The following is a 22,124-nucleotide window of genomic DNA, read 5'->3' on the forward strand; positions in this document are numbered from 1 at the left end:
ACTGAACCAACAAGAACAATTTTGAGATAGCAGGACACCGAACCATGAACATTGCCGTCCTCCCCGATTCGCCCGCCACCGCGCCGCAGATGATCGATCCGCTCGATCATCTCGCCGACAAGCTGTTCCATCGCATGGGCGCCGACGGCGTCTATGCCCGCACCGCGCTCTATGAAGGCGTCGTCGAGAAGCTCGCCGCGCTCATCACCGGCCATCGCGAGGCCGGCACCGAGGTGATGCGCTTCCCGCCGGTGATGAGCCGGGCCCAGCTGGAAAAATCCGGCTACCTCAAGAGCTTTCCGAACCTGCTCGGCTGCGTTTGCGGCCTGCACGGCACCGAGCGCGAGATCAACGCCGCGGTGAGCCGCTTCGATGCCGGCGGCGATTGGACCACCTCGCTCTCGCCCGCCGATCTCGTGCTGTCGCCGGCTGCCTGCTACCCGGTCTATCCGATCGCGGCGAGCCGCGGCCCCTTGCCGAAGGGCGGCCTGCGCTTCGACGTTGCCGCGGATTGCTTCCGCCGCGAGCCGTCGAAGCACCTCGACCGGCTGCAATCGTTCCGGATGCGCGAATATGTCTGCATCGGCACGCCCGACGACGTCGCCGACTTCCGCGAGCGCTGGATGGTGCGCGCGCAGAAGATCGCGACGGACCTCGGCCTGACCTTCCGCGTCGACTATGCCAGCGACCCCTTCTTCGGCCGCGTCGGACAGATGAAGGCGGTGAGCCAGAAGCAGCAGCAGCTCAAATTCGAGCTCCTCATTCCGCTGCGCTCGGAAGAGCAGCCGACGGCTTGCATGAGCTTCAACTATCACCGCGAGCATTTCGGCACGACCTGGGGAATCCAGGATGCCAATGGCGAGCCGGCCCACACGGGGTGCGTCGCCTTCGGCATGGATCGTCTGGCGGTCGCCATGTTCCACACCCACGGCACCGACCTTTCCGCTTGGCCCGCCAAAGTGCGGGAGATCATGGGCATGCAGCCGCCGGCGACGGTCGGCGCCCATGGCGAAGGTTGGCGCTAAAGCGAACGAGGTCTGCCATTTCCACGGGTAAGACGAGCGTGATCCACACCAAAATCCGATGCCGCGAGATCACCGAGTCCGACGCAGAAGCGGTCGCGGACCTGCTGACGCGTGGCTTCGTGGGCCGCTCGCGTAACTATTGGATCCAGGGCCTGCGCCGGCAGGCCTTCCGGCCCGTGCCGGAGGGCTATCCGCGCTTCGGCTACATGCTGGACAATGAGGGCACGCCGGTCGGCGTGCTGCTGCTGATCTATACGGAACGCAAGAACGGCGAAGAGACCGCCATTCAGTGCAACCTGTCCAGCTGGTATGTCGATCCGGCCTACCGCAACTACGCCCCGCTGCTGACCAAGATCGCCCAGCGGCACAAGGACGTGACCTATTTCAACATCAGCCCGGCGCCGTGGACCTGGCCGATCATCGAGACCCAGGGCTTTCGCGCCTATTGCCGCGGCATATTCTTCTCGGTGCCGGCACTGGCGCGCGTCCCGCGCTGGAGCGAGATCGAGGTCATCTCGCCTCACGCCAAGACGATCGAGGGACTTTCCGAAGCCGAAACCGAGTTGCTGACGCGGCATGCGCGCTACAATTGCCTCAGCCTCGTCTGCCGCACGCCGAAGGGAACATTTCCGTTCATTCTGCAACCGGTGCGCATCCGCCGCGGCTTCATTGCGCCCCCAGCGATGAAGCTGATCTATTGCCGTAGCGCCGCGGAATATTCCGCCTGCGCAGGCCGTATCGGCCGGTTGCTGCTTCGGCTCGGCAAGATCGCGGTGGCGATCGATTCCAATGGACCGGTTCCCGGCCTTGTCGGTATTTATACCGAGCGGCGCGGCCGCAAATATTTCAAGGGCCCGCATCGGCCGCAGCTCGGAGATCTCACGGATACGGAACTCGTGTTGTACGGGCCGTAGCGAAGGCTTTCGGACCCAATCATCTCTGGAATTTGCCGCGTCCTGGCGGCCAACTCTTGCAGGCGCCTCGGCATTCCGCCCCTCTCTTCATCGCCGGTCACATCCCGTAAACTACTGCGCTTAAGGGAATTTTCCGGCCTCTTCGTTACCCTCGGTGGCTGAATTAGGTTGCGTTAAGTCTATTGCCCGCCGAGATCCTGCCGATCCCATGATTTCGACCTGCGACAACGAGCTTGGTGCACGCCGCGAGCAGGGCCCGGAAGCCCTGGTCGCGCTGAGCCAGCTTGCGCTCGACCACATGGAACAGGGCGTCTGCGTCTACGATGCCGACAACCGGATCGTGCTGGTCAACCAACGCTACCTGTCCCTGTTCGGCATGTCGGCCGACATCGTGCGGGTGGGGACGAGCTACCGCGAGGTGCTCGCGCACAGCGCCGGCCGCGGCAACTTTCCGGAAAGCGAGATCGATGCGCTCTATTCGGCGCGGATCGCGGAGATCGCGGGGGGAAAACCGTTCCGGACCGAGCAGCGGCTAGCCACCGGCCTCGTCATGTCGCTCGAGCTGAAGCCGCTTCCCGGCGGCGGCTGGATGACGATCTGCGACGATGTCACCCGCCTCGCCCGGCTCGAAGCGGAATTGCGCGTGCAGACCGAGCGCAGCCAGCACGCGCTCGCCAACATGTCGCACGGCCTCATCATGTACGACGCCGACAGCAGCGTCGTCGTCTGCAACGAGCGCTTCCTGAACCTCTACAACCTCGATCCCGCAATCGTGAAACCGGGCGTCTCGCATCATGCGGTGCTCGACCATTGGCTGTCGCGCGGCAACATGCCCGGCATGCCGGCCGACGAATTCCAGCATTCCAGATTGGAGGACGTGCGCGCCAGGCGGGCCAAGACCATGCTGGTGATGCGCTATGACGGACGCATGGTGCAGACGGTCTCCCGTTTCCTGCCCGATGGCGGCTGGGTGACCGTGCACGAGGATGTCACGGAGCGGCTGCAATATGAGGAGACGCTGAGGCAGCAGAACTTCATCCTCGACGCGGCGCTGGAGAACATGGCGCACGGGCTCGCCTTCTACGACAGCGACATGCGCCTGCGCGTCTGCAACACCACTTATCGCAAGATCTACCTGCTGTCGCCGGAAGAGACCAGGCCCGGCACGCATCTCGCCGAGCTGATCGAGCGTTCGATAGCGAACGGCGCGTTTGCCTCGGAATACAGCCCGCAGCAGATCCTCGAAGCTGCCCGCGCGCGGATCGCGAGCCGCGATTGCTCGCCGATGCGACGGCGCATGTCGAACGACACGGTCATCTCGGTACGCTATTGCGCGCTGCCCGAGGGTGGCTTCGTCGCCACCTATGAGGATATCACCGAGCGCGAACATGCGATCGGGGAGCTGAGCGAGCAGTACCGCCGCTTCGACGCGGCGCTGAACAACATGAGCCAGGGTCTGTGCATGCTCGACTCGAGCCTGCGCGTGATCGTCTGCAATCGCCGCTATATCGAGATGTACGGCCTGTCGCCCGACATCGTGAAGCCCGGCGTCTCGATGCGCGAGATCATGGAGCATAGCTGCGAGCTCGGCATCCACCCGAACATGACGGGGGCAAGGCTCTATGCCGACTATGTCGAACGGCTGCGCGAGGGCGAGCACACGCTGCACCGGCACCTGAACGACGGCCGCATCATCAAGCTCAATCACAAGCGCATGGAGCAAGGCGGCTGGGTCGTCACCTATGAGGACGTCACCGAGCGGCACAAGGCCCAGGCCCGGGTGGCGCATATGGCGCGGCACGATTCTCTGACGGATCTGCCCAATCGCACGCTGTTCCGCGAGAAGATGAGCGAGGGTCTGAACCAGGTCGCGATCGCCGGCGGCGCGATGGCGGTGCTGTGCTTCGACCTCGACAATTTCAAGACGGTCAACGACCGCCTCGGCCATGCCGCGGGCGACCGCCTGCTGCGCTGGGTCGCGGCGCGCCTGAAGGAGAATGTCGGCGAGCACGACACCGTCGCGCGTCTTGGCGGCGACGAATTCGCCGTGCTGCAGCGCGGGCCGCAACCACAATCGGCGGAGAAGCTTGCGCGGCGCCTGGTCGAGATCATTGGCCGTCCCCCGCCGCTGGAGAGCCAGTCCATCCATGTCGGCGCCTCCGTCGGCATCGCCATCGCGCCCGATCACGGGCTCGATGCCGACGAATTGATGAAATGCGCCGACCTCGCGCTGTACCAGGCCAAGGCCAAGGGGCGCGGGGCCTATCAGCTGTTCGAGCCCGAGATGGAGGAAGAGGCGCGCAGCCGCCACGCGCTCGAGCAGGATCTGCGCGGCGCGCTGGAGGCACGCGAATTCCACCTGGTGTTCCAGCCGCAGATGCGGCTCGATTCGTCGGAGCTCACCGGCTTCGAGGCCCTGCTGCGCTGGAAACATCCGTCGCGCGGCTTCATCTCGCCGGCCGAGTTCATTCCGATCGCGGAAGAAAACGGGCTGATCGTGCCGCTCGGCGAATGGGTGCTGCGCAGCGCCTGTGCGACCGCCGCGTCCTGGCCTGGTGTCGCCGTCGCGGTGAACCTGTCGCCGGTGCAATTCCGCTCGCGCGGATTGGTGGCAATGGTCACGAGCGCGCTCGCCGAAGCCGGCCTGCCGCCGCAGCGTCTCGAGCTCGAAGTCACCGAGACGGCCCTGCTCGACGACAGTGAAGCGACCATCGAGATCCTGCACCAGCTCCGCGCGCTGGGCGTCCGCGTCAGCCTCGACGACTTCGGCGTCGGCTATTCCTCGCTGAGTTACCTGCGCAAATTTCCGTTCGACCGCATCAAGATCGACCGTTCCTTCGTCGGCACGCTCGGCGAAAGCCCCGAGAGCGTTGCCATCGTCCGCACCATCGCCAGCCTCGGTTCCGTGCTCGGCGTCGAGACCACGGCTGAGGGTGTGGAGACCGAGGAGCAACTCGACTTCGTGCGCGAATGCGGCTGCACGGCCGTGCAGGGCTATTATTTCGGCAAGCCCTGCCCCGCATCGGAAGTCGGCCGCACCATCGAGACGCTGAACACGGTCCGGCGCGTGGCGTAACGGCTTTCTGCTCGCTCAAGTTCCGCCTCTCGGCACACGGCCAAACGACGAATTGTCGCATGTGCCGGTTTGACCGGCATTGCTGCACCGACCGCCGCGCGCCTATCGCGCAACGCGCTTTTCTTCTCCCGCGATTTCGGGAACAATCCTCTCACAAGAAGGAAGAACGGCGGCCCCCAAGCGGCCCCGAGGGAGGAATTCCGATGCCGCGATACGGGCTGAAGACGATCGCATTTGCCGCGATGCACGCTGTCCTGGGCACATTGCTCTCGACCGCCGCAATGGCGCAGGACTATCCCACCAAACCCATCACGCTGATCGTGCCATGGCCGGCCGGCGGCTCGACCGATATCTCGATGCGCGCCATCGCCGACAGCGCCTCGAAGGTGCTGGGGCAGCCGATCGTGATCGACAACAAGGCCGGTGGCGGCGGCACTGTGGGGCCCGCGACCATGGCCGCGGCCGCGAAGCCCGACGGTTACACCATCTCGCAGATTCCGATCACCGTCTTCCGCCTGCCCTTGATGCAGGAGGTATCATGGGATCCGGCCAAGGATTTCACCTACATCGTCCATCTCACCGGCTACACGTTCGGCGTGACCACAAGCGCAGAGTCGCAGTTCAAGAGCTGGAAGGACGTGGTGGAGTTCGCCAAGGCCAACCCGGGCAAGGTCACTTATGCCACGCCGGGCGCTGGCACCTCGCTGCATATCGGCATGGAGCAGATCGCCGGAATGTCCGGCATCAAGCTGACGCAAGTCCCGTTCAAGGGCGGCGCGGAGACCAACGCCGCGGTGCTGGGACAGCACACGATGCTTCAGGCCGATTCCACGGGATGGCGACCGCTGGTCGACGCCGGCAAGCTGCGCCTGTTGATGGTGTGGACCGGCTCACGCTCGCCGAACTATCCCGATGTGCCGACGCTGAAGGAGCTCGGTTATCCCATGGTCTATGATTCCCCGTTCGGCATCGCCGGCCCGAAGGGCCTCGATCCAAAGATCGTCGCCAAGCTGCACGATGCTTTCAAGAAGGCGCTCGAGGACCCCGCCGTCGTGGCAACGCTCGCCAAATACGACATGGTGCCGAACTACAAGAACACCGAGGACTACAAGAAGTTCGTGGTCGAGGTCACGGAGTCCGAGCGCAAGGTGATCGAGACGCTCGGGCTAGCGAAGAAATAGGACTGAGCCACCAGCGTGTCCCGGACGCGGTGCAGCGCTTCTTCAGCGGTGCACCGCAGAGCCGGACCCATCCTGCCAAGCATCCATGGACCCCGGATCTGCAGCGCGTCACTCGTGCCGCGCAGCGTCCGGGGAACGGCCGAGAGGGTGTCGATGACCAACCAAACCAACGTCAAACTCCGCCTCGACAATTCCGAGCTCTGGGGCGGGCTGATCGGGCTCGCGCTCGGCGGCTTCGTGATCTGGTCGGGCATGAAGCTCAAGCTCGGCACCATCAACGATCCCGGCTCCGGCTACGTGCTGTTCTACACGGGCATCCTGATGTGCCTGTTCGCTGGCGCCATCATCGTCTCGGCGGTCACCGAGGGCGGCCCGACGCTGGCCTCGCGCTGGGAGAATGTGCGCTGGAGCAAGCCGCTGCTGCTGATCGCATGTCTCGTGGCATTCTCCGTTGCACTGGAGCCGCTCGGCTTTCTGCTGTCGTCGATCCCGTTGATGCTGCTGCTGCTGCGGCTGATCGATCCGGTGCGCTGGACACTGGCGATTCCGATCGCCGTGCTGGTGCCCATGGGCATGTGGTGGGTGCTCAAGCGGCTGCTGCTGATCCAGTTGCCCTCGGGCCTGTTCGGGATCGGCTGACCCATGGATACACTCGTCAACGTCGCGCATGGATTCGGCGTCGCGCTGCTGCCGGTCAACCTGCTCTATTGCTTCATCGGCGTCTTCATCGGCACGCTGGTCGGCGTGCTGCCGGGCATCGGGCCGATCTCGGCAATGTCGCTGCTGCTGCCCGTGACGCTGTCGGGCACGCCGGAATCCGGCATCATCATGATGGCCGGCATCTATTACGGCTCGATGTATGGCGGATCGACCACCTCGATCCTGGTCAATATCCCCGGCGAGGCGGCTTCCGTCGTCACCTGCATCGACGGCCACCAGATGGCGAAGCAGGGCCGCGCCGGCCCTGCGCTCGGCATCTCGGCCTTCGGCTCCTTCATTGCCGGCACGTTCGCGCTGATCGCCTTGATGCTGGTCGCGCCGAAGCTTGCCAGCGTCGCCATTGCGTTCGGCCCGGCCGAATATTTCAGCCTGATGGTGCTCGGCCTCGTCGTGCTCACCTTCCTGACGCAGGGCTCGATGCCGAAGGCGCTGCTGATGGCATGCATCGGCGTCGTGCTCGGACTGATCGGGCTCGACAGCATCACGGCGCAGCCGCGCCTGACCTTCGGCCGCATGGAATTGATCGACGGCATCGGGCTCGTGCCCGTCGTGATGGGCCTGTTCGGCGTCGCCGAGGTGCTGCTCAACACCGAGCAGGCGATCAAGCGCGACGTCATCAACACCAGGATCACGCATCTGCTGCCCACCAGGGAGGACTGGAAGGCGAGCGCAGGCCCGGTGGGACGCGGCACCATTCTCGGCTTCTTCCTCGGCATCCTGCCGGGCGGCGGCGCGGTGGTGGCGTCCTTTGCGTCCTACGCGCTGGAGAAGCGGCTGTCGAAGACGCCCGAGCGTTTCGGCCATGGTGCGATCGAAGGGGTCGCGGGGCCGGAATCGGCGAACAACGCGGCGGCAGGCGGCGCCTTCATTCCGCTGATGACGCTCGGCATTCCGCCGAACGTGGTGATGGCGCTGCTGCTCGGGGCCTTCGTCATTCACGGCCTGCAGCCGGGGCCGCTGCTGATCACGCAAAACCCCGGCCTGTTCTGGGGCATCGTCGCCAGCATGTATATCGGCAACGTCATGCTGCTGATCCTGAACCTGCCGATGATCGGCATGTGGGTGCAGCTGCTCAAGCTGCCCTACAACATCTTGTTTCCCCTGATCATCCTGTTCACGATTCTCGGCGTCTACTGCTCCAGCAACAACGTGTTCGACGTCTATGTGATGATCGCGTTCGGCATCATCGGCTATTTCATGCGCAAGCTCGGCTACGAGCCGGCGCCGCTGGTGCTGGCCTTCGTGCTGGGACCGATGATGGAGAATAACTTACGCAAGTCGCTGATCCTGTCGCAGGGCGATCTCTGGACCTTCGTGCAGCGGCCGATCTCGGCGGTGTGCCTCGCATTCGCAATGATGCTGCTGATCGCACCGCTCCTGCCCGCACTGCGCAAGAAGCGCGAGCTGGTGGCGCTGGACGAGGGGGCGTGACGTTTTGCAGAGGTCGGCTAAGATGCAATTTCGCGAAAACAACCCCATGCACAGTAGATGGGGGATTGATTTCACAGGGAAAATTCTAGCGTGACACGCTACCCCGCCGCCGGCAGCGCGCTATCCGTCGGCGCGCCCCACGGCCGCTCTGCCGATGCCAAGCCGATCAGGCGGCCCTGGATATAGTCGCAGCCCCAGTCGCGCAGCATGCTTGCTGCCTCTTCGTCCTGCACCCATTCAGCCACGGTCTTGATGTCGAGCCGTCGCGCGAGATCGATCAGCGTCTGCACGAAGGCACGGTCGTCCGCGGAATGGGTGATGTTCTGCACGAAGGCGCCGTCGATCTTGACGATGTCCACGCCGAGCTTGCGCAGGTTTCGGAACGAGGTGTAGCCGGCGCCGAAATCGTCGATGGCGATGCGGCTGCCGAAATTCTTCAGCCGCGTGACGAAGCCACGGACGTCGTCGATGTCCTGGATCGCGACCGTCTCGGTGATCTCGACGATCAGCCGCTCGGCAACGCCGGGATGGGCCAGCATCAGCGATTCGATTCCCGCCCACCAGTCCGGATCCATGGTGGTATCGGGCGAGATGTTGAGGCTGAGGCAGATGTCGGGGGCGGCGGCGAGCTCGGCGACCACGAGCTCGAGCACGCGGTGATCGACCAGGCGGATCAGGCCGAGCCGTTCGGCGACCGGCACGATGTCGGGCGCGAGCAGCACCTGGCCGCCGCCCTGGTCCATCCGCACCAGGCATTCGTGGAAGGCACGCTCGCGCGAGGCGGCCGACACCACCGGCTCATAGGCCAGCTTGATGCGGCGCTCGTTCAGCGCGGTGACGATCTCGTCGGTGACGCGGATATTGACGCGGCGCTGCGCGTCGCGCGCGGCATCCGGACGCCATGCCGCGAAGGAGCCGGCGCGGCGGCGCTTGGCGGCGTCCAGCGTCTCATGGGCGCGGTTGACGGCCTCGTCGGTGTTGCGGGCGTAGCGCGGCAGGCTGACCGCGCCGATCGAGGCGGTGACCGAGACCGGGCCGGATTTGGTGGGCACCACCTCGTCGCGAATGCCGGCGAGGAAACGCTCGGCGGCGACGTTCATGTCGTCGACGGTGCAGTTCTTCAGGATCAGGCCGAACTTGTTGCCGGAAAAGCGGCCGAGCACGTCGCCGCCACGCAGGCGCGAGCGGATGCGCTTGGCGATGTCGAGGATCACGGCGTCGGCAACGTCGAAGCCGAAGGCGTCGTTGACGCGGGCGAGATGGTCGATGCCGACCAGCATGAACGCCGCAGTGGAGCGGAAGCGGGTCGTCTCCTCGATCGCCTCGGCCAGCGCCGCGATCAGGTGCGAGCGGTTGAGCTCGCCGGTCAACGGATCGAGCCGTGCCAGCTTGGTCAGCTCCTCGTCTCGGGCATGGCGCTCGTTGTTGATACGGATCGAGCCGATCGCGCGCGTGGGGCGGCCGTCGGGGCCGGCGAACCAGCGGCCGGTCTCCTCGATCCAGATCACGGGATCGGCGGCGCTCATACGGACGCCGTACTCGACACGGTAGGGCGTGCCGTCGGCGCCGTGCACGGCGGACGTCTGCGCCAGCGCCGTGGTCCGCAGCGACGGCGCGGGTTCGATCAGTTTGGCAAATTCGGCGCCGGTCGCGAGGCGCTTGGTGGGAATGCCGGGAAAAATGCTGGCGACCTGGTCACCCCAGACAATGGCATCGCTGGCGACGTCCCAGGCGAACACGGCCTGGCCGAGCGCGGCCAGAATGTCGGAGGCTTGCGGCAATGCAGGGGTCAAGATCGCCTCGTTTCGGGACAGCGGGTAAGTCCTGGGCCGGCACAGAATAGGACCAGATTCGCCTTCGACCCTAGGCAAAGTTCATAAACAATTTGGAAACCACGTTTCCGAGCCGCCCAGGAACGATTAAGCTCGGCCGGCATAGGCCTTGCGAGACCATCACATGCACCGGCGCCGATGTCCGAAAACGCGCCAGCTCAACCTGATGAACGGTGTTGCGATGGCGACGACGGATGGAATCGAAGAGATCAAGCGGCAGGGCGGCACGGCCCTGGTCCCGCTGATGCCGACATTACGCTGGGTGCACAAGACGCCGATACTGCGCCCCGATCCGAGCTTCGTCACCCAGCTCATCGCCAATGCCGAGCAGCTGCCCCAGGCGAGCCGGCTGCGCCGCGGCTCTTTCGAAGACGTGCAGATGGCCTATGGCGGCAAACGCCCGCTGCAGAGCGTCAGCGCACGGACACGGCAGGTGGCTTGAGGCCGGTCAGCGCGGCGGCGTCTCGGAAGACGGCGGCGTGCCGTTACCCGGCTGAAGCTGCGGCGAGGGAATTTCCGGCGAAGACGCGCCCTGCACGGGCTTGGGCGCAGGATGATCCATCAGCACGGATTCCGCGACGGACTGCGCCGAGGGTGCGGGAGGCTCTCCCGGCACCGGCTGCGACGCAATCACCGGCTCGAACTTGCGCTCGGACGCCGCATCCTCCACCGGCGCCTCGGCCTGGCGCTTGGCCTTGCGCGGCGCCGGCACCGTGGTCTCGGCGACATAGGTGACGCGGCGGCGCGTGCGCTGGGCAATGCCGCCGAGGAAATCCGCCATCGCCAGCAGCACCAGCAGGAAATAGGTCGAGTTGCCGAATTTGGGCCACATCACGAATTCGGCCGCGGCCGCGCCGAAGATGATCAGCGACAGCAGATGGTCCATCAGGAATTTCGATCCGGGCCGCGCGCCCTTGACCACCTCGAGCAACAGCAGCACCACGCCGAGCGCGAGCATGAGATCGGCCAGCGTGACCGGCCAGGCCTCGCCCGTGATCATCGGCACCCGAAACAGCACGTCCGAGAAGGACACGCTGGGCATCAGGAAAGCGATGATGTTGTACACCGCGAGCGGGATCAGAAGCAGCGGGAAACCGACCATCGGCAAAATGCCTTCTCAAGCATGATATCCGGACAGAACAATGCAGCGGCGAAGCATTCGCTCCGCCGCCGTCACCGTCTATCTCATGGGTGGGCCGAAATCAGGCAGGCGAAATCCTCCTGCCCGGAGAAAGGTCCGGGGATCAGGACTCTTTCTTCTTCAGGACCTGCCGGCCCTTGTACATGCCGGTCTTGAGGTCGAGATGATGCGGACGACGGAGCTCGCCGGAGTCCTTGTCTTCCACATAGGTCGGCTTCTTGATGGCGTCTGCCGAGCGGCGCATGCCACGGCGCGACGGCGAGGTTTTTCTTCTCGGAACGGCCATTTCAATATCCTCTAGGGATTGGTGTCATCAGGGCATCGTCCGCCGGACGGCTCAGCACCCAAACGGGGCGAGCGAAATGCCGATCAAGGCCGGGCTTATAGAGGAAGGCCGGGCGTAAAGCTAGGCTTTTGGGCCGGAAAATACGCTCCGAATGGGCCCAAAATCAGCGATTTTCGCGCCAGCAGGTGGCAAGCGAGCTCGCCTGCCCCCGGGCCATATAGGTGGCCGCCAGCCGCCGGACACCCGGGCCGGGGGTTTTGGCGCTGCGTTTGACCGGATTCGGCAGGATCGAGGCCAGCAGGGCCGCCTCCCGGGGGGAAAGGTCCTCGGCCGACTTGCCGAAAGCATAGGCGCTGCCGGCCTCGACGCCGAACTGGCCCTTGGGGCCGAACTCGGCGATGTTGAGATAGATCTCCAGGATCCGCGGCTTGGGCAGGACGAGATCGATCCAGAGCGCCAGTGGGAATTCGAGCGCCTTGCGGACGAAATCCCGCCCCTGCCAGAGGAACAGATTTTTCGCGACCTGCTGGGTGATCGTCGATGCGCCCCGGAACGGCGTACCGTCCTCCTGGGCATCGTCGATCGCCTCGCGCAGCGCGCCCCAATCGATGCCGTGATGCCTGCAGAAATGGGCGTCCTCGGCTGCGATCACCGCTCGCGGCAGATAGGGCGACATCGCCGCCAGATCGATCCATTCCCGCTGCATCGGCGCGCCGCGGAGCGAGCGCCACGCCATCAGCGTCGAAACGGGATGGCCGATGCGGTAGAACGGCGCGATCACATAAGGCGCGAGAATGACGACCGCGAGCGCTACGAGCAGGATTTTGACGATGCGCAAATCGACCTTTCCGGCATGGAACGAGAAGCGGCCACGGATCACCCCATTAAGTCTGTGATAATTCGGGCCTTTTCCAGCACTTTTTAGGCCTTCCAAACGATTGACTGGGGCGGGCGCATAAAGGATTGTCCCGCCGAATTTTAGTTCTGGAGCCTTTCTTGATGACCGGCACGTCCCCGTCCGATTTCGCCAAACGTCTGGACAAGACCGCTGATGACACCGAAGCCCTGCTCGGGCGCCTGCTGTCGGACGACATCCTGCACGATGAGATCGCCCGGCCCAAGCGACTGATGGACGCAATGCGCTATTCGAGCCTCAACGGCGGCAAGCGCCTGCGGCCGTTCCTGGTGGTCGAGAGCGCGGCCGTATTCGGCGTATCGCGCGAGGCCGCCCTGCTCGTCGGCGCCGCGCTCGAATGCATCCACTGCTATTCGCTGATCCACGACGATCTGCCGGCGATGGACAATTCGGACCTGCGTCGCGGCCGTCCCACCCTGCACAAGCAGACCGATGACGCGACCGCGATCCTTGCCGGCGACGGCCTCCTGACGCTCGCCTTCGACATCGTCACCCGCGACGAGATCCATCGCGACGCCAATGTGCGCCTCCTGCTGACACGCGCGCTGGCGCGCTGCGCCGGCATCGGCGGCATGGTCGGCGGCCAGATCCTCGATCTCGCCGGCGAAGGCCGCTTCGGCGGCAACGAGCCGATCGATGTCGCCCGCATCCAGCAGATGAAGACCGGCGCGCTGCTGCGCTACGGCTGCATCGCCGGTGCGATTCTCGGCCAGGCCTCGCAGAAAGAGTATCAGGCACTCGACGATTACGGCCGCGCGCTCGGCGAGGCCTTCCAGATCGCCGACGATCTGCTCGACGTCGAAGGTGATGCCGCCGCGCTCGGCAAGCCGGCCGGCGCCGATGCCGCGCTCGGCAAGACCACGTTCGTCACCCAGCTCGGCATCGAAGGCGCCAAGCAGCGCGTGCGCGACCTGCTCGCCCGGGCCGACAGCGCCGTGTCGATCTTCGGCGACCGCGCCGCCGTGCTGCAGGCCGCCGCGCGCTTCGTCGCCGAGCGGAAGAACTGACGCGCTGCTATGGCGGGCAACGGCAAGGAAGATCCCGCCCTCGCCCGCTTCCGCAAGATGTCGCGACCGGTGCGGCTGATCTATGCGCGGCCGCGGACCTTCATCGCGGTTGCGGCCGGCATCCTGGTCGGCCTGCTGCTGCCGGGCTCGTACCGGTTGGTGACCCGCCTGTTGTTCGGCTGGGATGCGCTGATCGCGGTCTATCTCGTGCTGGTCTATGCGATGATGCTGTGCAACGACCACCAGCACATCCGCCGCTCCGCCGCGATGCAGGACGACGGCCGCTTCCTGATCCTGCTGGTGACGGCCACAGGCGCATTCGCCAGCATCGCCGCGATCGTCTCCGAGCTCGGCACGCCGCATCGCGGCGTGTGGGAGCTCACGATCGCGATTGCCACCATCGCGCTGTCATGGGCCGCCGTGCACACGACGTTCGCGCTGCATTACGCGCATGATTATTACCGCGGCGCCAAGCCCGGCGGCCTGCAATTCCCGAGCGGCGACAAGGAAGACCACGCCGACTATTGGGACTTCGTCTATTTCTCGTTCGTGATCGGCATGACCGCGCAGGTCTCCGACGTCGGCATCACCGACAAGACCATCCGCCGCACGGCCACCGCGCATGGGATCGTGTCATTCATCTACAACACGGCCCTGCTGGCCCTGACCGTGAATATCGCGGCGAGCGCGATTTCGAACTGATCGTCCCGGCGTTGCCGGGACGATCAGAATTGTCAGTTGCAGACCTCGGCATTGGCGTCATTGGAGGGGCCGCCACCGCCGCGATATTCGAGATGGCAGCCGCGGCTGACGGGACGGCAGCCGGTGCTGTTGCAGAACATCTGCCCGCCGCCCGAGGCACGGCTGGCGCCAGCGGCAGCGGCAATGCCGGCCGCAGCACCATAACCACCCGCGGCCCCGGCCGCCGCACCGCCGGCCTGACGACGCTGCCGCGCAGGACGCTCATCGCCGTCGTCGCGCTTGGCCGTCGCGGGTTTGGCCGGCTTGGCCGCACGCTGCTTTTCGCACTCATTGTCGTCGTTGACCGCATAGCCCTCGCGGCAGACGATCTTGCTGCACTTGTCGCCGTCGGCCTTGAAGCCATGCTCGCAAACCAGCGGACAGACGCGCGACGGCTTGGCCTTGACGGCGTCGAGCGCGTCGGTGCTCGCAACCTTCACGTCGAGCTTGGTGCCGGCGTAGCGGTTGAACTGCGACAGTGAGCGCTGCGAGGACGTACTCCAGTTGCCGTCGGCTGCGCCCGAGAAGCAGCCGACGCGGCCGAGCTCGGTCTGCACCGAGCGGCTGAGATCGGCCGGCGCAGTCGCCGGCGTCAGCGACGCGACGTTGGTGCCGGCGGGGCTCGCCGTGCTGGCCGGCGCCGCGCTCGGGGCCGCAGCGGCGAGATTGACGCGCTGCTGCTCGGCGGCAGCAGCCTGCTGCTGTGCCTGCTCCTTCGTCTTCTGCGCGGCAAGCTGCGCCTGCTCGGCGGCCTTGGCATCGGCTGCGGCTCTGGCCTGCGCATCCTTCTGGGCGCCGAGGGCGGCGAGACGATCCCGCTCGGCCTCGGCCTGCTTCGCCTTTGCGATCGCCGCTGCGTGGGCCTGCTCGGCGCCGATCTTTTCGACCTGGAGCTTGGCGAGGTTCGCATAGAAACCATCGGGGTGCTGGGCGAGGAAGGCGTCCCATGCCGCCTTGTTGCCGACCTGGAGCGCGAGCTCATAGTCGCGGCGGATATCGGCCTGCGGGTTCGCCACGGGCGCCACGGGTGCGGCCGCCGCGACCTTGACCGGAACCAGCGGCACGTCGTCGCCGCCGAGCGAGCCGTAGACGAACGGCTCCTGCTTGTTACCGGTCGACTTGAGCACCTCGTCGCGCACGAAGCCGAAGGCGCGGCGAACGTCGAGGCCCGGCGTCGTCAGATATTTCGACAGTGCAACCGTGAAGGGGCTGTTGGCACCGTCACCGTCCTGGGCGGTGAAGCCGGCTTTCGCCGAATAGGCGATCAGCGTGTTGGGGCTGGTCGGCTCGACCTGGGCGAGGCCACGGCCGATGCCGCGCGAGGCCACCGTACGTTTCATCGTCTTGCCGAACGGATTGTCGCGGCAGGCATCCAGGATCACCAGACGAAGCTGTTTTGCCGGTTCGACGGCAACCAGCACGCGATCGAGCGAGAGCGCCTCGTCATAGACGTCGGTGTCGCGCTCGAGCTTGGCGTCGACAGGGATCAGGTAATTGGAACCCTCGACCTCGATACCGTGACCGGCATAGTAAACCACGGCAATGTCGGCATTGCGGGTCGCGTCGGCGAAATCGCGCAGCACGCGCCGCGTCTCCTGGGCCGACAGATCGTGTCGGTAATCGACGGTGTCGAAACCGGCCTCTTTCAGCGTCTTGGCCATCACCGCACCGTCGTTGACGGGGTTGGTGAGCGACGGCGCGTGCCGATAAGCCGAGTTGGCAAGCACCAGCGCGACGCGGTTGCCCGCGAACGCGGGCTCTGCGCCGAACAGCAGCGCTGCGGCGAGGAGAAGCGGGCAGAGTCTGAGCAGATTGCGCATGACACAACTTCCGAAGTTCGGGACGTTTCGAGCCCCTTTGGGACCGCTTTAGCAGGATCTGGCGGCGGCGCTTGTGATGGAGGTCACGAAGACAGCACCGGCGACAGCCCGAAAGTCCCCCTCTGTTTGTCGCGCCAGTCCGGTCGCGGTTCGCGGCCAAGCCGGCGTGCGGACCAAATTCCCCTAGCCATCGCCGATATGCCCCCGATATTGCGGCAGATTGTCCGTAATGTCGTGCCAGGACGCCTTCGAGGCCACGAAAATATGGGCGCTCGGCCGGATCGAGGGGGTATCGACCAGGGTTCCCATGGCGACATGGACCCATTGTCCATCTCGCACCCGGGAATAAAGCAGCGATCCGCATCGCGCACAATGCGCGTCGTGGGTGGTGTCGTCGCCGAAAATCAGCCGCTGGTCGTCGCCCCGGACGATGCGGAGCTTGTCCTGCGCGATGCCGGCGAACGGCTTGAAGGCGGAGCCGGTGGTGCGACGGCAATTCGAACAATGGCAGTTCATCGCATAGGAGAATGCGTCGGCGACCTCGAAGCGCACGGTGCGGCAGCAGCATTCGCCGATCAGGATACGAGCGTTCGAATTTTCTGATCCGGTCATGGCGACGCCTCACGCAAATGGCTGACACACCCATAGCGCATTTTGATGTCTACGACTAAGTTCGCCGCAAGCCATCATGCAAAAGGATGACCCATGAACCAGAACCGCTCGAGCGTCGAAGCCGTCGTGCAATGCTATTTTGACGGCCTTTACGAGGGCGACGCCGAAAAGCTCGGCGCCATCTTCCATCCCTCGGCGGATTTGCGCTGGGTCGAGAAGGGTGAGCTGCAGGTGCTGACCGTGCCCGACTGGCTCGACCGTGTGCGCAAGCGCCCCTCCGGCAAGGCCGAAGGCAAGCCGCGCGAGGACTTCATCGTCACCATCGACCGTTCCGACGAGAAGACCGCCTTCATCAAGGTCCGGTGCCAATTGCCGCCGCGCTTCTTCACCGACTATCTGGTGGCGATGAAGCTCGCCGACGGCTGGCAGATCGTATCGAAATCGTATCGCTATGATTTGAGGGAGTGACGGGGCCTGATCGTCCGCTGCCCAATATCTGCCGCGCTCACCCTCCAATCTCCGCGACGCGTAAGTCTCTCGCCCCGTCATTGCGAGGAGCTCTTGCGACGAAGCAATCCGGAATCCCTCCACGGACAGACTCTGGATTGCTTCGCTGCGCTCGCTATGACGGCGCGGATGAAGCGTGCGCTATTTCTTCCGTCTCCTCTTCCCTGAAAGCCCCCCATGCATCTCGACCGCCGTTCCCTGCTCGCCTCGCTCGTCTGGATGGCCGCATCGCCCGCATTCGCAGCCGAGGCGCCGCCCGAGCTCGAATCCTATGAGCGCGAGAGCGGCGGGCGGATCGGGGTCCATGCCGAGAACCTTGCAACCGGCAGGAAGCTCGCCTGGCGCGCTGATGAGCGCTTCGTGATGTGCTCGACGTTCAAGGCCTCGCTCGCGGCCTGCGTGCTGGCACGGGTCGATCGCGGTGAGGAGCAGCTGGCGGCCATGATACCCTACGGCAAGGCCGATCTGCTGGACTATGCACCGGTCGCCAAGCAAAATCTCGCGGCCGGCACGATGTCCGTGACCGAGATGTGCAAGGCGATCGTCGAGCTCAGCGACAATACCTGCGCCAATCTGCTGCTGGCACGGATCGGGGGGCCGGCTGCCCTCACGGCATTCTGGCGTTCGATCGGCGATAGCACCTCGCGGCTCGATCATAATGAGCCCGAGCTCAACCGCTCACCGCCGGGCAATCCCCAGGACACCACGACGCCGGCAGCGATGGCGGGCAATTTGCGGCGCCTGGTGGTGGGTGAAGCCCTGTCGCCGGCCTCGCGCGCCCTGCTTACGGATTGGATGGTGAACTGCAAGACCGGCGCGAACCGGCTGCGCGGCGGCCTGCCCGCAAGCTGGACCATCGGCGACAAGACCGGCAACAACGGCAAGGATGCATCGGGTGATATCGCGGTCGTCTGGCCCAAACCCGACACGCCGATCCTGATCACGGCCTATACCCAGGGTGGCACGCCGAATGCGGCGCAGATCGAAGCCGTGTTCGCGCGGATCGGGCGCATGGTGGCCGAGCGGCTGGCGTAAGCCGCGCATTGACGCAGCAGTCGCTTCCGGGTCAAGACAGGCCACTATGGAAGCGAAATTTCAGACCTTTCTCATCCTGCTCGCCGTGCTGGCGGGCACCGCACTCGCCGCGCGCCGCTTCAACATCGCGCCCGCGATCCTGCTGATGCTGGCCGGCGTCGGCCTCGCTTTCGTTCCGGGCATGCCCTCGGTGGAATTGCCGCCGGAGCTGGTGCTGCTGATGGTGCTGCCGCCGCTGATCTACTCGGCGAGCGTCGCCATGAGCTGGCGCGAGTTCAGGAAGAATTTGCGTCCGATCGTACTGCTCGCGGTCGGCGCGGTGATCTTCACCGCGGCGATGGTGGCGGCCGCGACCCACTACGTGATCGGCCTGCCCTGGACCATCGGCTTCCTGCTGGGCGCCATCGTCGCGCCGCCCGACGTGGTGGCGCCGCTCGCGATCGCGCGCCGGCTCAACTTGCCGCGGCGGCTCGTGGTCATCCTCGAAGGCGAAGGGCTCGCCAACGATGCCACGGCGCTGATCCTCTACCGCTTCGCGCTGGCCGCGATCATGGTCGGGCATTTCTCGCTGCCGCTGGCGGCCGGAGAATTCCTCCTCATCGTCGCCAGCGAGATCGCCTTCGGCATCGGCGTCGGTTGGCTCTCCCTCCGCTTCCGCAAATGGTCCGGAGATCCGCAGGTCGAGCTGACGCTGTCGCTGATCACGCCCTACGTCTCCTATTGGCTGCCCGAGCATGTCGGCGGCTCCGGCGTGATCGCGACGGTCGCCTGCGGTCTCTATGTCAGCTGGAACGGCCCGCTGCTGATCTCGTCGGCGACGCGCCTGCAAGGCATCTTCTTCTGGGATCTCGTGATCTACCTGATCGAGGGCGTGCTGTTCCTGCTCACCGGCTTTCAGATGCGCGCGCTCTACGAGAAATCGAAGGCGTTCCCGCTCGACGACATCCTGATCGCGACCGCCGTGGTGCTGGTGATCGTCGTGACGGCGCGCTTCGCCTGGCTCTATCCTGCAACCTATCTGCCGCGAATGCTCAGCAAGTCGCTGCGCGAGCGCGATCCGTCGCCGCCATGGCAGTGGCCTTTCGTGCTCGCCTTCACCGGCGTGCGCGGCGCGGTGTCGCTCGCGGCCGCGCTGGCGCTGCCGTTCACGCTGCCTGGCGGCGAAGCCTTCCCGTATCGCGACCTGATCCTGTTCGTGGCCTTCGGCGTCATCTTCGTCACGCTGATCGGCGTCGGCCTCACCTTGCCGCCGGTGGTGCGCTGGCTCGGTGTCGCGCAGGCCGGCCGCGACGAGCATGTCGCCGAGCACGAGGCCGAGATCGCGGCACGGCGCCAGGCGCTCGACGCCGCGCTGAAGTCGCTTGACGCAATGACCGAGGCGAAGGACGTCTCGGACGAGGTCATGCGGCTTCTGCGTGCACGTCACGAGATTCGCGCCAACCAACTGCCGGAGTCGCTCGATCCCACCCGCCATGACGTTTCCGCCGCCGGCACCGCGCTGACCCGCGACCTGATCGCCGCCGAGCGCAAATTCATTCACAACCTGCTGCGCGACGGCCAGATCACCGACGAGACACGGCGACGGATCGAGCGCGACCTGGATCTGGAGGAGGCGGGCCTGGCGAACCGGGAGTATCGGGACGTGCCGCTTTAGCGTCGTGAGCTACCGCCTCTCGCAGAACTCCCTCATCGCAGCCGCAACGGCGCCCGCGACCACCTCATGCCGCTCCGCCGAGTTCATCGCCATCTCCTCGTCGCGGTTGATGATGGAGCCGGCTTCGAGCAGCACCGCGGCGCTGCTGGTCCGTGAGAGAACGACGAGCCCGTCATAGCGGTAGACGCCGACATCCTTGTCGAGCAGCTGGCGCCGGTAACGGCCCATCAGCGGCAAGGTATATTGGCTGGCATAATGCAGGCCCTGTTCCTTCAACTGCCTGCCGATCATCCGGGCCAGTTTCAGGCTGGTGGCGAAATGCGAATTCTGCTGCGACACGAACAGCGAGTGGCCCGAAAAGCGATCGCTGAAATAGCTCTTCGCGCCGTCGAATTCCCAGGTCTCGAGCAATTTGTCCGGGACCGAATCGTGATGGATCGACAGGAAGAGATCGGCCCGGCCGTCATTTGCGGCACTGACCCGCTTGAACAGGCTCGGCCGCGCCTTGCCGTCGGTGACGAGCAGGCGGGTTGCCGCAAAACCCTCAGCCTTCAGCTTCGCCGTGACGAGGCGCGCGAGAACGAGGTTGAAGCCGAACTCCGGATCGTTGCGCGCGCTGAGTGCGCCGTAGGAGTCCGGGGTGTGCCCGACATCGACGACGATCCGGAACTTCGGCATCTCGCATTTGGCCGATGATTGCGGCTGCTTCAGCGTGGCCTTGGCGGCCTTTCGCGCGGCCGCGGCCTCGCTGCGGCCAACAGGCGCAAGCCATGACAACAGGATCGCGGCGACCAGTCCGGCGATGATGCTGCGCGATTGCCCCACGCGTTACTCCGCCGCTGCGGTCCTGGGTCGGCCGACGAAGCCCGCGACATCGCCAAAACGTTCCAGCATCACGGCGGGCAGATCCTTGGACTTGCTGGTGACGCAGGCCCCGGAGCGCACCGCATAGCGATCCTGATGCGCGGCCTGCGGCGGCGGCTCACCCTGCTGGAGCGCGCGGGCCAGATCCATCACGACTTTGCGGAAATGCATGATGCCGAGATCGGTCGGTCCGAGATGCTCGCGGGTGCGGTCGGCGATCGGGCCCTGGCTGTCCTGCACGGCGGCATCCTGCTCGGAGACGCCCTTGATGCCGGTGTAGCTGCGGGTCTTCTGCAGCTTGCGGTCGATCAGGTAGTCGTTACCCTTGTGGCGCAGCGGCACGTAATTGTCGTCGACCTCCGCGATGACGCCGTTGCCGTGGTCATAGGCGTCGCGCTCGGCTTGCGAGAGCGGTCGTTCCGGATTCCACACATAGGTGTAGATCCAGCAATTGGTATCGGTGACGGGCACGAAGGTCTGGCCAAAAATATTCTCGCCCGGCATCGCGCTCGGGGCATAGGCATGGAACGGCATCAGGAACTGCGCGATGCGCCAGTAGATGTTGTCGCCACCGGTGAGCCGGCCGCCGGCGATCGTCAGCCCGGCCTCGTGCGGAGCGACCTTGATGACGGGGCGCGGGTCCTCCGCGATCCAGCGCATGTGATCGCTCGACATTCGCGCGATGGGATTCACAAAATGCTTCTTGATGTCCAGGATCTCGTTCTCCTGCTTGTCGAAGGAGAGATGGGCGAAGGTGAAATGCGCGGTGTCGATCGAACCCTCCAGCGCCTGCACCCAGTTGCAGTCCTGCCATTTCTTGCTGACGTAGCGGTGTGATTCCGGCAACAGCGCCATTTCGAGATCAGGCAGCTCAGGCATGGCTTCGAGCGGCCCCATATAGGCCCAGATCATCTCGCCCCATTCGCGCACCGGGTAGGACTTGATGCGGATCAGGTCCTTGGCATTGAGATCGGGATAGGAGGTCGGCATGTCCACACAGCGCCCGTCGGTGTCGAACTTCCAGCCATGATAGACGCAGCGGATGCCGCACTCCTCATTGCGCCCCAGCCAGAGATTGGCGCCGCGATGCGGGCAGTATTGGTCGATGATTCCGACGACGCCGCGCGTATCGCGGAAGGCGAGCAGCTCCTCGCCGAGCACGACGATCTTCTTCGGATCGCCGTCGGGCTCGGAAAGTTCTTCCGAGAGCAGGACGGGAATCCAGAAGCGGCGCAGCAATTCCCCCATGCCGGTTCCGGGGCCGGCCTCGGTCAGGAATTTATTGTCCTCTGCGCGAAGCATGAAGAAGCCTCCCGATGTGTTTTTTGGGAAGATTGGCGCGGGAGCAGGAGGACGTCAACG

The 22,124-nt window shown here is 65.2% G+C and carries 20 protein-coding genes; 12 read left to right on the forward strand and 8 right to left on the reverse strand.

Annotation, left to right across the window (positions count from 1 at the left end):
- The first annotated feature begins 44 nt into the window (after positions 1–44).
- From XH83_RS34480 to XH83_RS34505, 6 genes are all read left to right on the forward strand, one after another.
- The gene (locus XH83_RS34480) at positions 45–1,025 is read left to right on the forward strand and encodes an amino acid--[acyl-carrier-protein] ligase (protein ID WP_194405006.1); all 981 of its coding nucleotides are present in this window, start codon (positions 45–47) and stop codon (positions 1,023–1,025) included.
- Positions 1,026–1,063: 38 nt separating this feature from the next.
- A complete protein-coding gene (locus XH83_RS34485) occupies positions 1,064–1,939 on the forward strand; it encodes an acyl-CoA acyltransferase (protein ID WP_194405007.1) in 876 nt (291 codons plus the stop codon).
- A gap of 208 nt (positions 1,940–2,147) precedes the next feature.
- Complete coding sequence (locus XH83_RS34490; protein ID WP_194405008.1) at positions 2,148–5,015, forward strand: PAS-domain containing protein; 2,868 nt, start codon at positions 2,148–2,150, stop codon at positions 5,013–5,015.
- Between the two features lie 203 nt (positions 5,016–5,218).
- On the forward strand, positions 5,219–6,196 hold the full coding sequence (locus tag XH83_RS34495) for a tripartite tricarboxylate transporter substrate binding protein (protein WP_194405009.1): 978 nt from the start codon (positions 5,219–5,221) through the stop codon (positions 6,194–6,196).
- A 153-nt stretch (positions 6,197–6,349) separates the two neighbouring features.
- Positions 6,350–6,835 (forward strand): tripartite tricarboxylate transporter TctB family protein, encoded by a 486-nt coding sequence (locus XH83_RS34500; RefSeq protein ID WP_194405010.1) that lies wholly within the window; start codon positions 6,350–6,352, stop codon positions 6,833–6,835.
- Positions 6,836–6,838: 3 nt separating this feature from the next.
- Positions 6,839–8,347, forward strand: a complete 1,509-nt coding sequence (locus XH83_RS34505) for a tripartite tricarboxylate transporter permease (protein WP_194405011.1) — start codon at positions 6,839–6,841, stop codon at positions 8,345–8,347.
- A 98-nt stretch (positions 8,348–8,445) separates the two neighbouring features.
- Here the strand turns inward: XH83_RS34505 and XH83_RS34510 are convergent, their stop codons facing one another.
- A complete protein-coding gene (locus XH83_RS34510) occupies positions 8,446–10,140 on the reverse strand; it encodes a bifunctional diguanylate cyclase/phosphodiesterase (protein ID WP_194405012.1) in 1,695 nt (564 codons plus the stop codon).
- Between the two features lie 220 nt (positions 10,141–10,360).
- On the opposite strand from XH83_RS34510, the gene XH83_RS34515 reads away from it, so the two are divergent.
- The gene (locus XH83_RS34515; protein ID WP_194408493.1) at positions 10,361–10,621 is read left to right on the forward strand and encodes a hypothetical protein; all 261 of its coding nucleotides are present in this window, start codon (positions 10,361–10,363) and stop codon (positions 10,619–10,621) included.
- A gap of 6 nt (positions 10,622–10,627) precedes the next feature.
- Here XH83_RS34515 and XH83_RS34520 read toward each other — a convergent pair whose 3' ends face one another.
- The 3 genes from XH83_RS34520 to mtgA all read right to left on the reverse strand — a co-directional run bounded on the left by XH83_RS34520 (position 10,628) and on the right by mtgA (position 12,444).
- Complete coding sequence (locus tag XH83_RS34520) at positions 10,628–11,281, reverse strand: hypothetical protein (RefSeq protein WP_194405013.1); 654 nt, start codon at positions 11,279–11,281, stop codon at positions 10,628–10,630.
- 142 nt (positions 11,282–11,423) lie between these two features.
- Entirely contained in the window at positions 11,424–11,606 is a 183-nt protein-coding gene (gene rpmF / locus XH83_RS34525; protein WP_007598106.1) for a 50S ribosomal protein L32, read from the reverse strand.
- A gap of 163 nt (positions 11,607–11,769) precedes the next feature.
- Complete coding sequence (mtgA, locus tag XH83_RS34530; RefSeq protein WP_194408494.1) at positions 11,770–12,444, reverse strand: monofunctional biosynthetic peptidoglycan transglycosylase; 675 nt, start codon at positions 12,442–12,444, stop codon at positions 11,770–11,772.
- A 161-nt stretch (positions 12,445–12,605) separates the two neighbouring features.
- Here mtgA and XH83_RS34535 point away from each other — a divergent pair, with 161 nt between their 5' ends.
- Together XH83_RS34535 and XH83_RS34540 are read left to right on the forward strand one after the other, a co-directional pair.
- Entirely contained in the window at positions 12,606–13,529 is a 924-nt protein-coding gene (locus tag XH83_RS34535; RefSeq protein ID WP_194405014.1) for a polyprenyl synthetase family protein, read from the forward strand.
- A 9-nt stretch (positions 13,530–13,538) separates the two neighbouring features.
- Positions 13,539–14,231: a DUF1345 domain-containing protein gene (locus XH83_RS34540; RefSeq protein WP_194405015.1), complete on the forward strand. Its 693-nt coding sequence runs from the start codon at positions 13,539–13,541 to the stop codon at positions 14,229–14,231.
- 32 nt (positions 14,232–14,263) lie between these two features.
- Here XH83_RS34540 and XH83_RS34545 read toward each other — a convergent pair whose 3' ends face one another.
- Both XH83_RS34545 and XH83_RS34550 read right to left on the reverse strand, forming a co-directional pair.
- Positions 14,264–16,090 (reverse strand): caspase family protein, encoded by a 1,827-nt coding sequence (locus XH83_RS34545; protein ID WP_194405016.1) that lies wholly within the window; start codon positions 16,088–16,090, stop codon positions 14,264–14,266.
- Positions 16,091–16,273: 183 nt separating this feature from the next.
- Positions 16,274–16,702, reverse strand: a complete 429-nt coding sequence (locus tag XH83_RS34550; protein ID WP_194405017.1) for a GFA family protein — start codon at positions 16,700–16,702, stop codon at positions 16,274–16,276.
- 93 nt (positions 16,703–16,795) lie between these two features.
- Here XH83_RS34550 and XH83_RS34555 point away from each other — a divergent pair, with 93 nt between their 5' ends.
- From XH83_RS34555 to XH83_RS34565, 3 genes are all read left to right on the forward strand, one after another.
- A complete protein-coding gene (locus XH83_RS34555) occupies positions 16,796–17,170 on the forward strand; it encodes a nuclear transport factor 2 family protein (protein ID WP_194405018.1) in 375 nt (124 codons plus the stop codon).
- 216 nt (positions 17,171–17,386) lie between these two features.
- On the forward strand, positions 17,387–18,244 hold the full coding sequence (gene bla / locus XH83_RS34560; protein WP_194405019.1) for a class A beta-lactamase: 858 nt from the start codon (positions 17,387–17,389) through the stop codon (positions 18,242–18,244).
- 46 nt (positions 18,245–18,290) lie between these two features.
- Positions 18,291–19,898, forward strand: coding sequence for a Na+/H+ antiporter (locus XH83_RS34565; RefSeq protein ID WP_194405020.1), 1,608 nt, complete (start codon positions 18,291–18,293; stop codon positions 19,896–19,898).
- Between the two features lie 9 nt (positions 19,899–19,907).
- Here XH83_RS34565 and XH83_RS34570 read toward each other — a convergent pair whose 3' ends face one another.
- Entirely contained in the window at positions 19,908–20,723 is an 816-nt protein-coding gene (locus tag XH83_RS34570) for an N-acetylmuramoyl-L-alanine amidase (RefSeq protein WP_194405021.1), read from the reverse strand.
- Positions 20,724–20,726: 3 nt separating this feature from the next.
- Positions 20,727–22,064, reverse strand: coding sequence for a Rieske 2Fe-2S domain-containing protein (locus XH83_RS34575; protein ID WP_194405022.1), 1,338 nt, complete (start codon positions 22,062–22,064; stop codon positions 20,727–20,729).
- Positions 22,065–22,124: the final 60 nt, after the last annotated feature.

The organism is Bradyrhizobium sp. CCBAU 53351 (genome assembly GCF_015291745.1).
In the GTDB taxonomy this organism is placed as follows: Bacteria; Pseudomonadota; Alphaproteobacteria; order Rhizobiales; family Xanthobacteraceae; genus Bradyrhizobium.

Excerpts from the sequence above, each read along its gene's own strand:
- XH83_RS34480 (WP_194405006.1), top strand. The coding sequence starts at position 45 with ATGAACATTGCCGTCCTCCCCGATTCGCCCGCCACCGCGCCGCAGATG.
- XH83_RS34490 (WP_194405008.1), top strand. The coding sequence starts at position 2,148 with ATGATTTCGACCTGCGACAACGAGCTTGGTGCACGCCGCGAGCAGGGC.
- XH83_RS34495 (WP_194405009.1), top strand. The coding sequence starts at position 5,219 with ATGCCGCGATACGGGCTGAAGACGATCGCATTTGCCGCGATGCACGCT.
- XH83_RS34500 (WP_194405010.1), top strand. The coding sequence starts at position 6,350 with ATGACCAACCAAACCAACGTCAAACTCCGCCTCGACAATTCCGAGCTC.
- XH83_RS34505 (WP_194405011.1), top strand. The coding sequence starts at position 6,839 with ATGGATACACTCGTCAACGTCGCGCATGGATTCGGCGTCGCGCTGCTG.
- XH83_RS34515 (WP_194408493.1), top strand. The coding sequence starts at position 10,361 with ATGGCGACGACGGATGGAATCGAAGAGATCAAGCGGCAGGGCGGCACG.
- XH83_RS34520 (WP_194405013.1), bottom strand. The coding sequence starts at position 11,281 with ATGGTCGGTTTCCCGCTGCTTCTGATCCCGCTCGCGGTGTACAACATC.
- rpmF (WP_007598106.1), bottom strand. The coding sequence starts at position 11,606 with ATGGCCGTTCCGAGAAGAAAAACCTCGCCGTCGCGCCGTGGCATGCGC.
- XH83_RS34535 (WP_194405014.1), top strand. The coding sequence starts at position 12,606 with ATGACCGGCACGTCCCCGTCCGATTTCGCCAAACGTCTGGACAAGACC.
- XH83_RS34540 (WP_194405015.1), top strand. The coding sequence starts at position 13,539 with ATGGCGGGCAACGGCAAGGAAGATCCCGCCCTCGCCCGCTTCCGCAAG.
- XH83_RS34545 (WP_194405016.1), bottom strand. The coding sequence starts at position 16,090 with ATGCGCAATCTGCTCAGACTCTGCCCGCTTCTCCTCGCCGCAGCGCTG.
- XH83_RS34550 (WP_194405017.1), bottom strand. The coding sequence starts at position 16,702 with ATGACCGGATCAGAAAATTCGAACGCTCGTATCCTGATCGGCGAATGC.
- XH83_RS34555 (WP_194405018.1), top strand. The coding sequence starts at position 16,796 with ATGAACCAGAACCGCTCGAGCGTCGAAGCCGTCGTGCAATGCTATTTT.
- bla (WP_194405019.1), top strand. The coding sequence starts at position 17,387 with ATGCATCTCGACCGCCGTTCCCTGCTCGCCTCGCTCGTCTGGATGGCC.
- XH83_RS34565 (WP_194405020.1), top strand. The coding sequence starts at position 18,291 with ATGGAAGCGAAATTTCAGACCTTTCTCATCCTGCTCGCCGTGCTGGCG.
- XH83_RS34575 (WP_194405022.1), bottom strand. The coding sequence starts at position 22,064 with ATGCTTCGCGCAGAGGACAATAAATTCCTGACCGAGGCCGGCCCCGGA.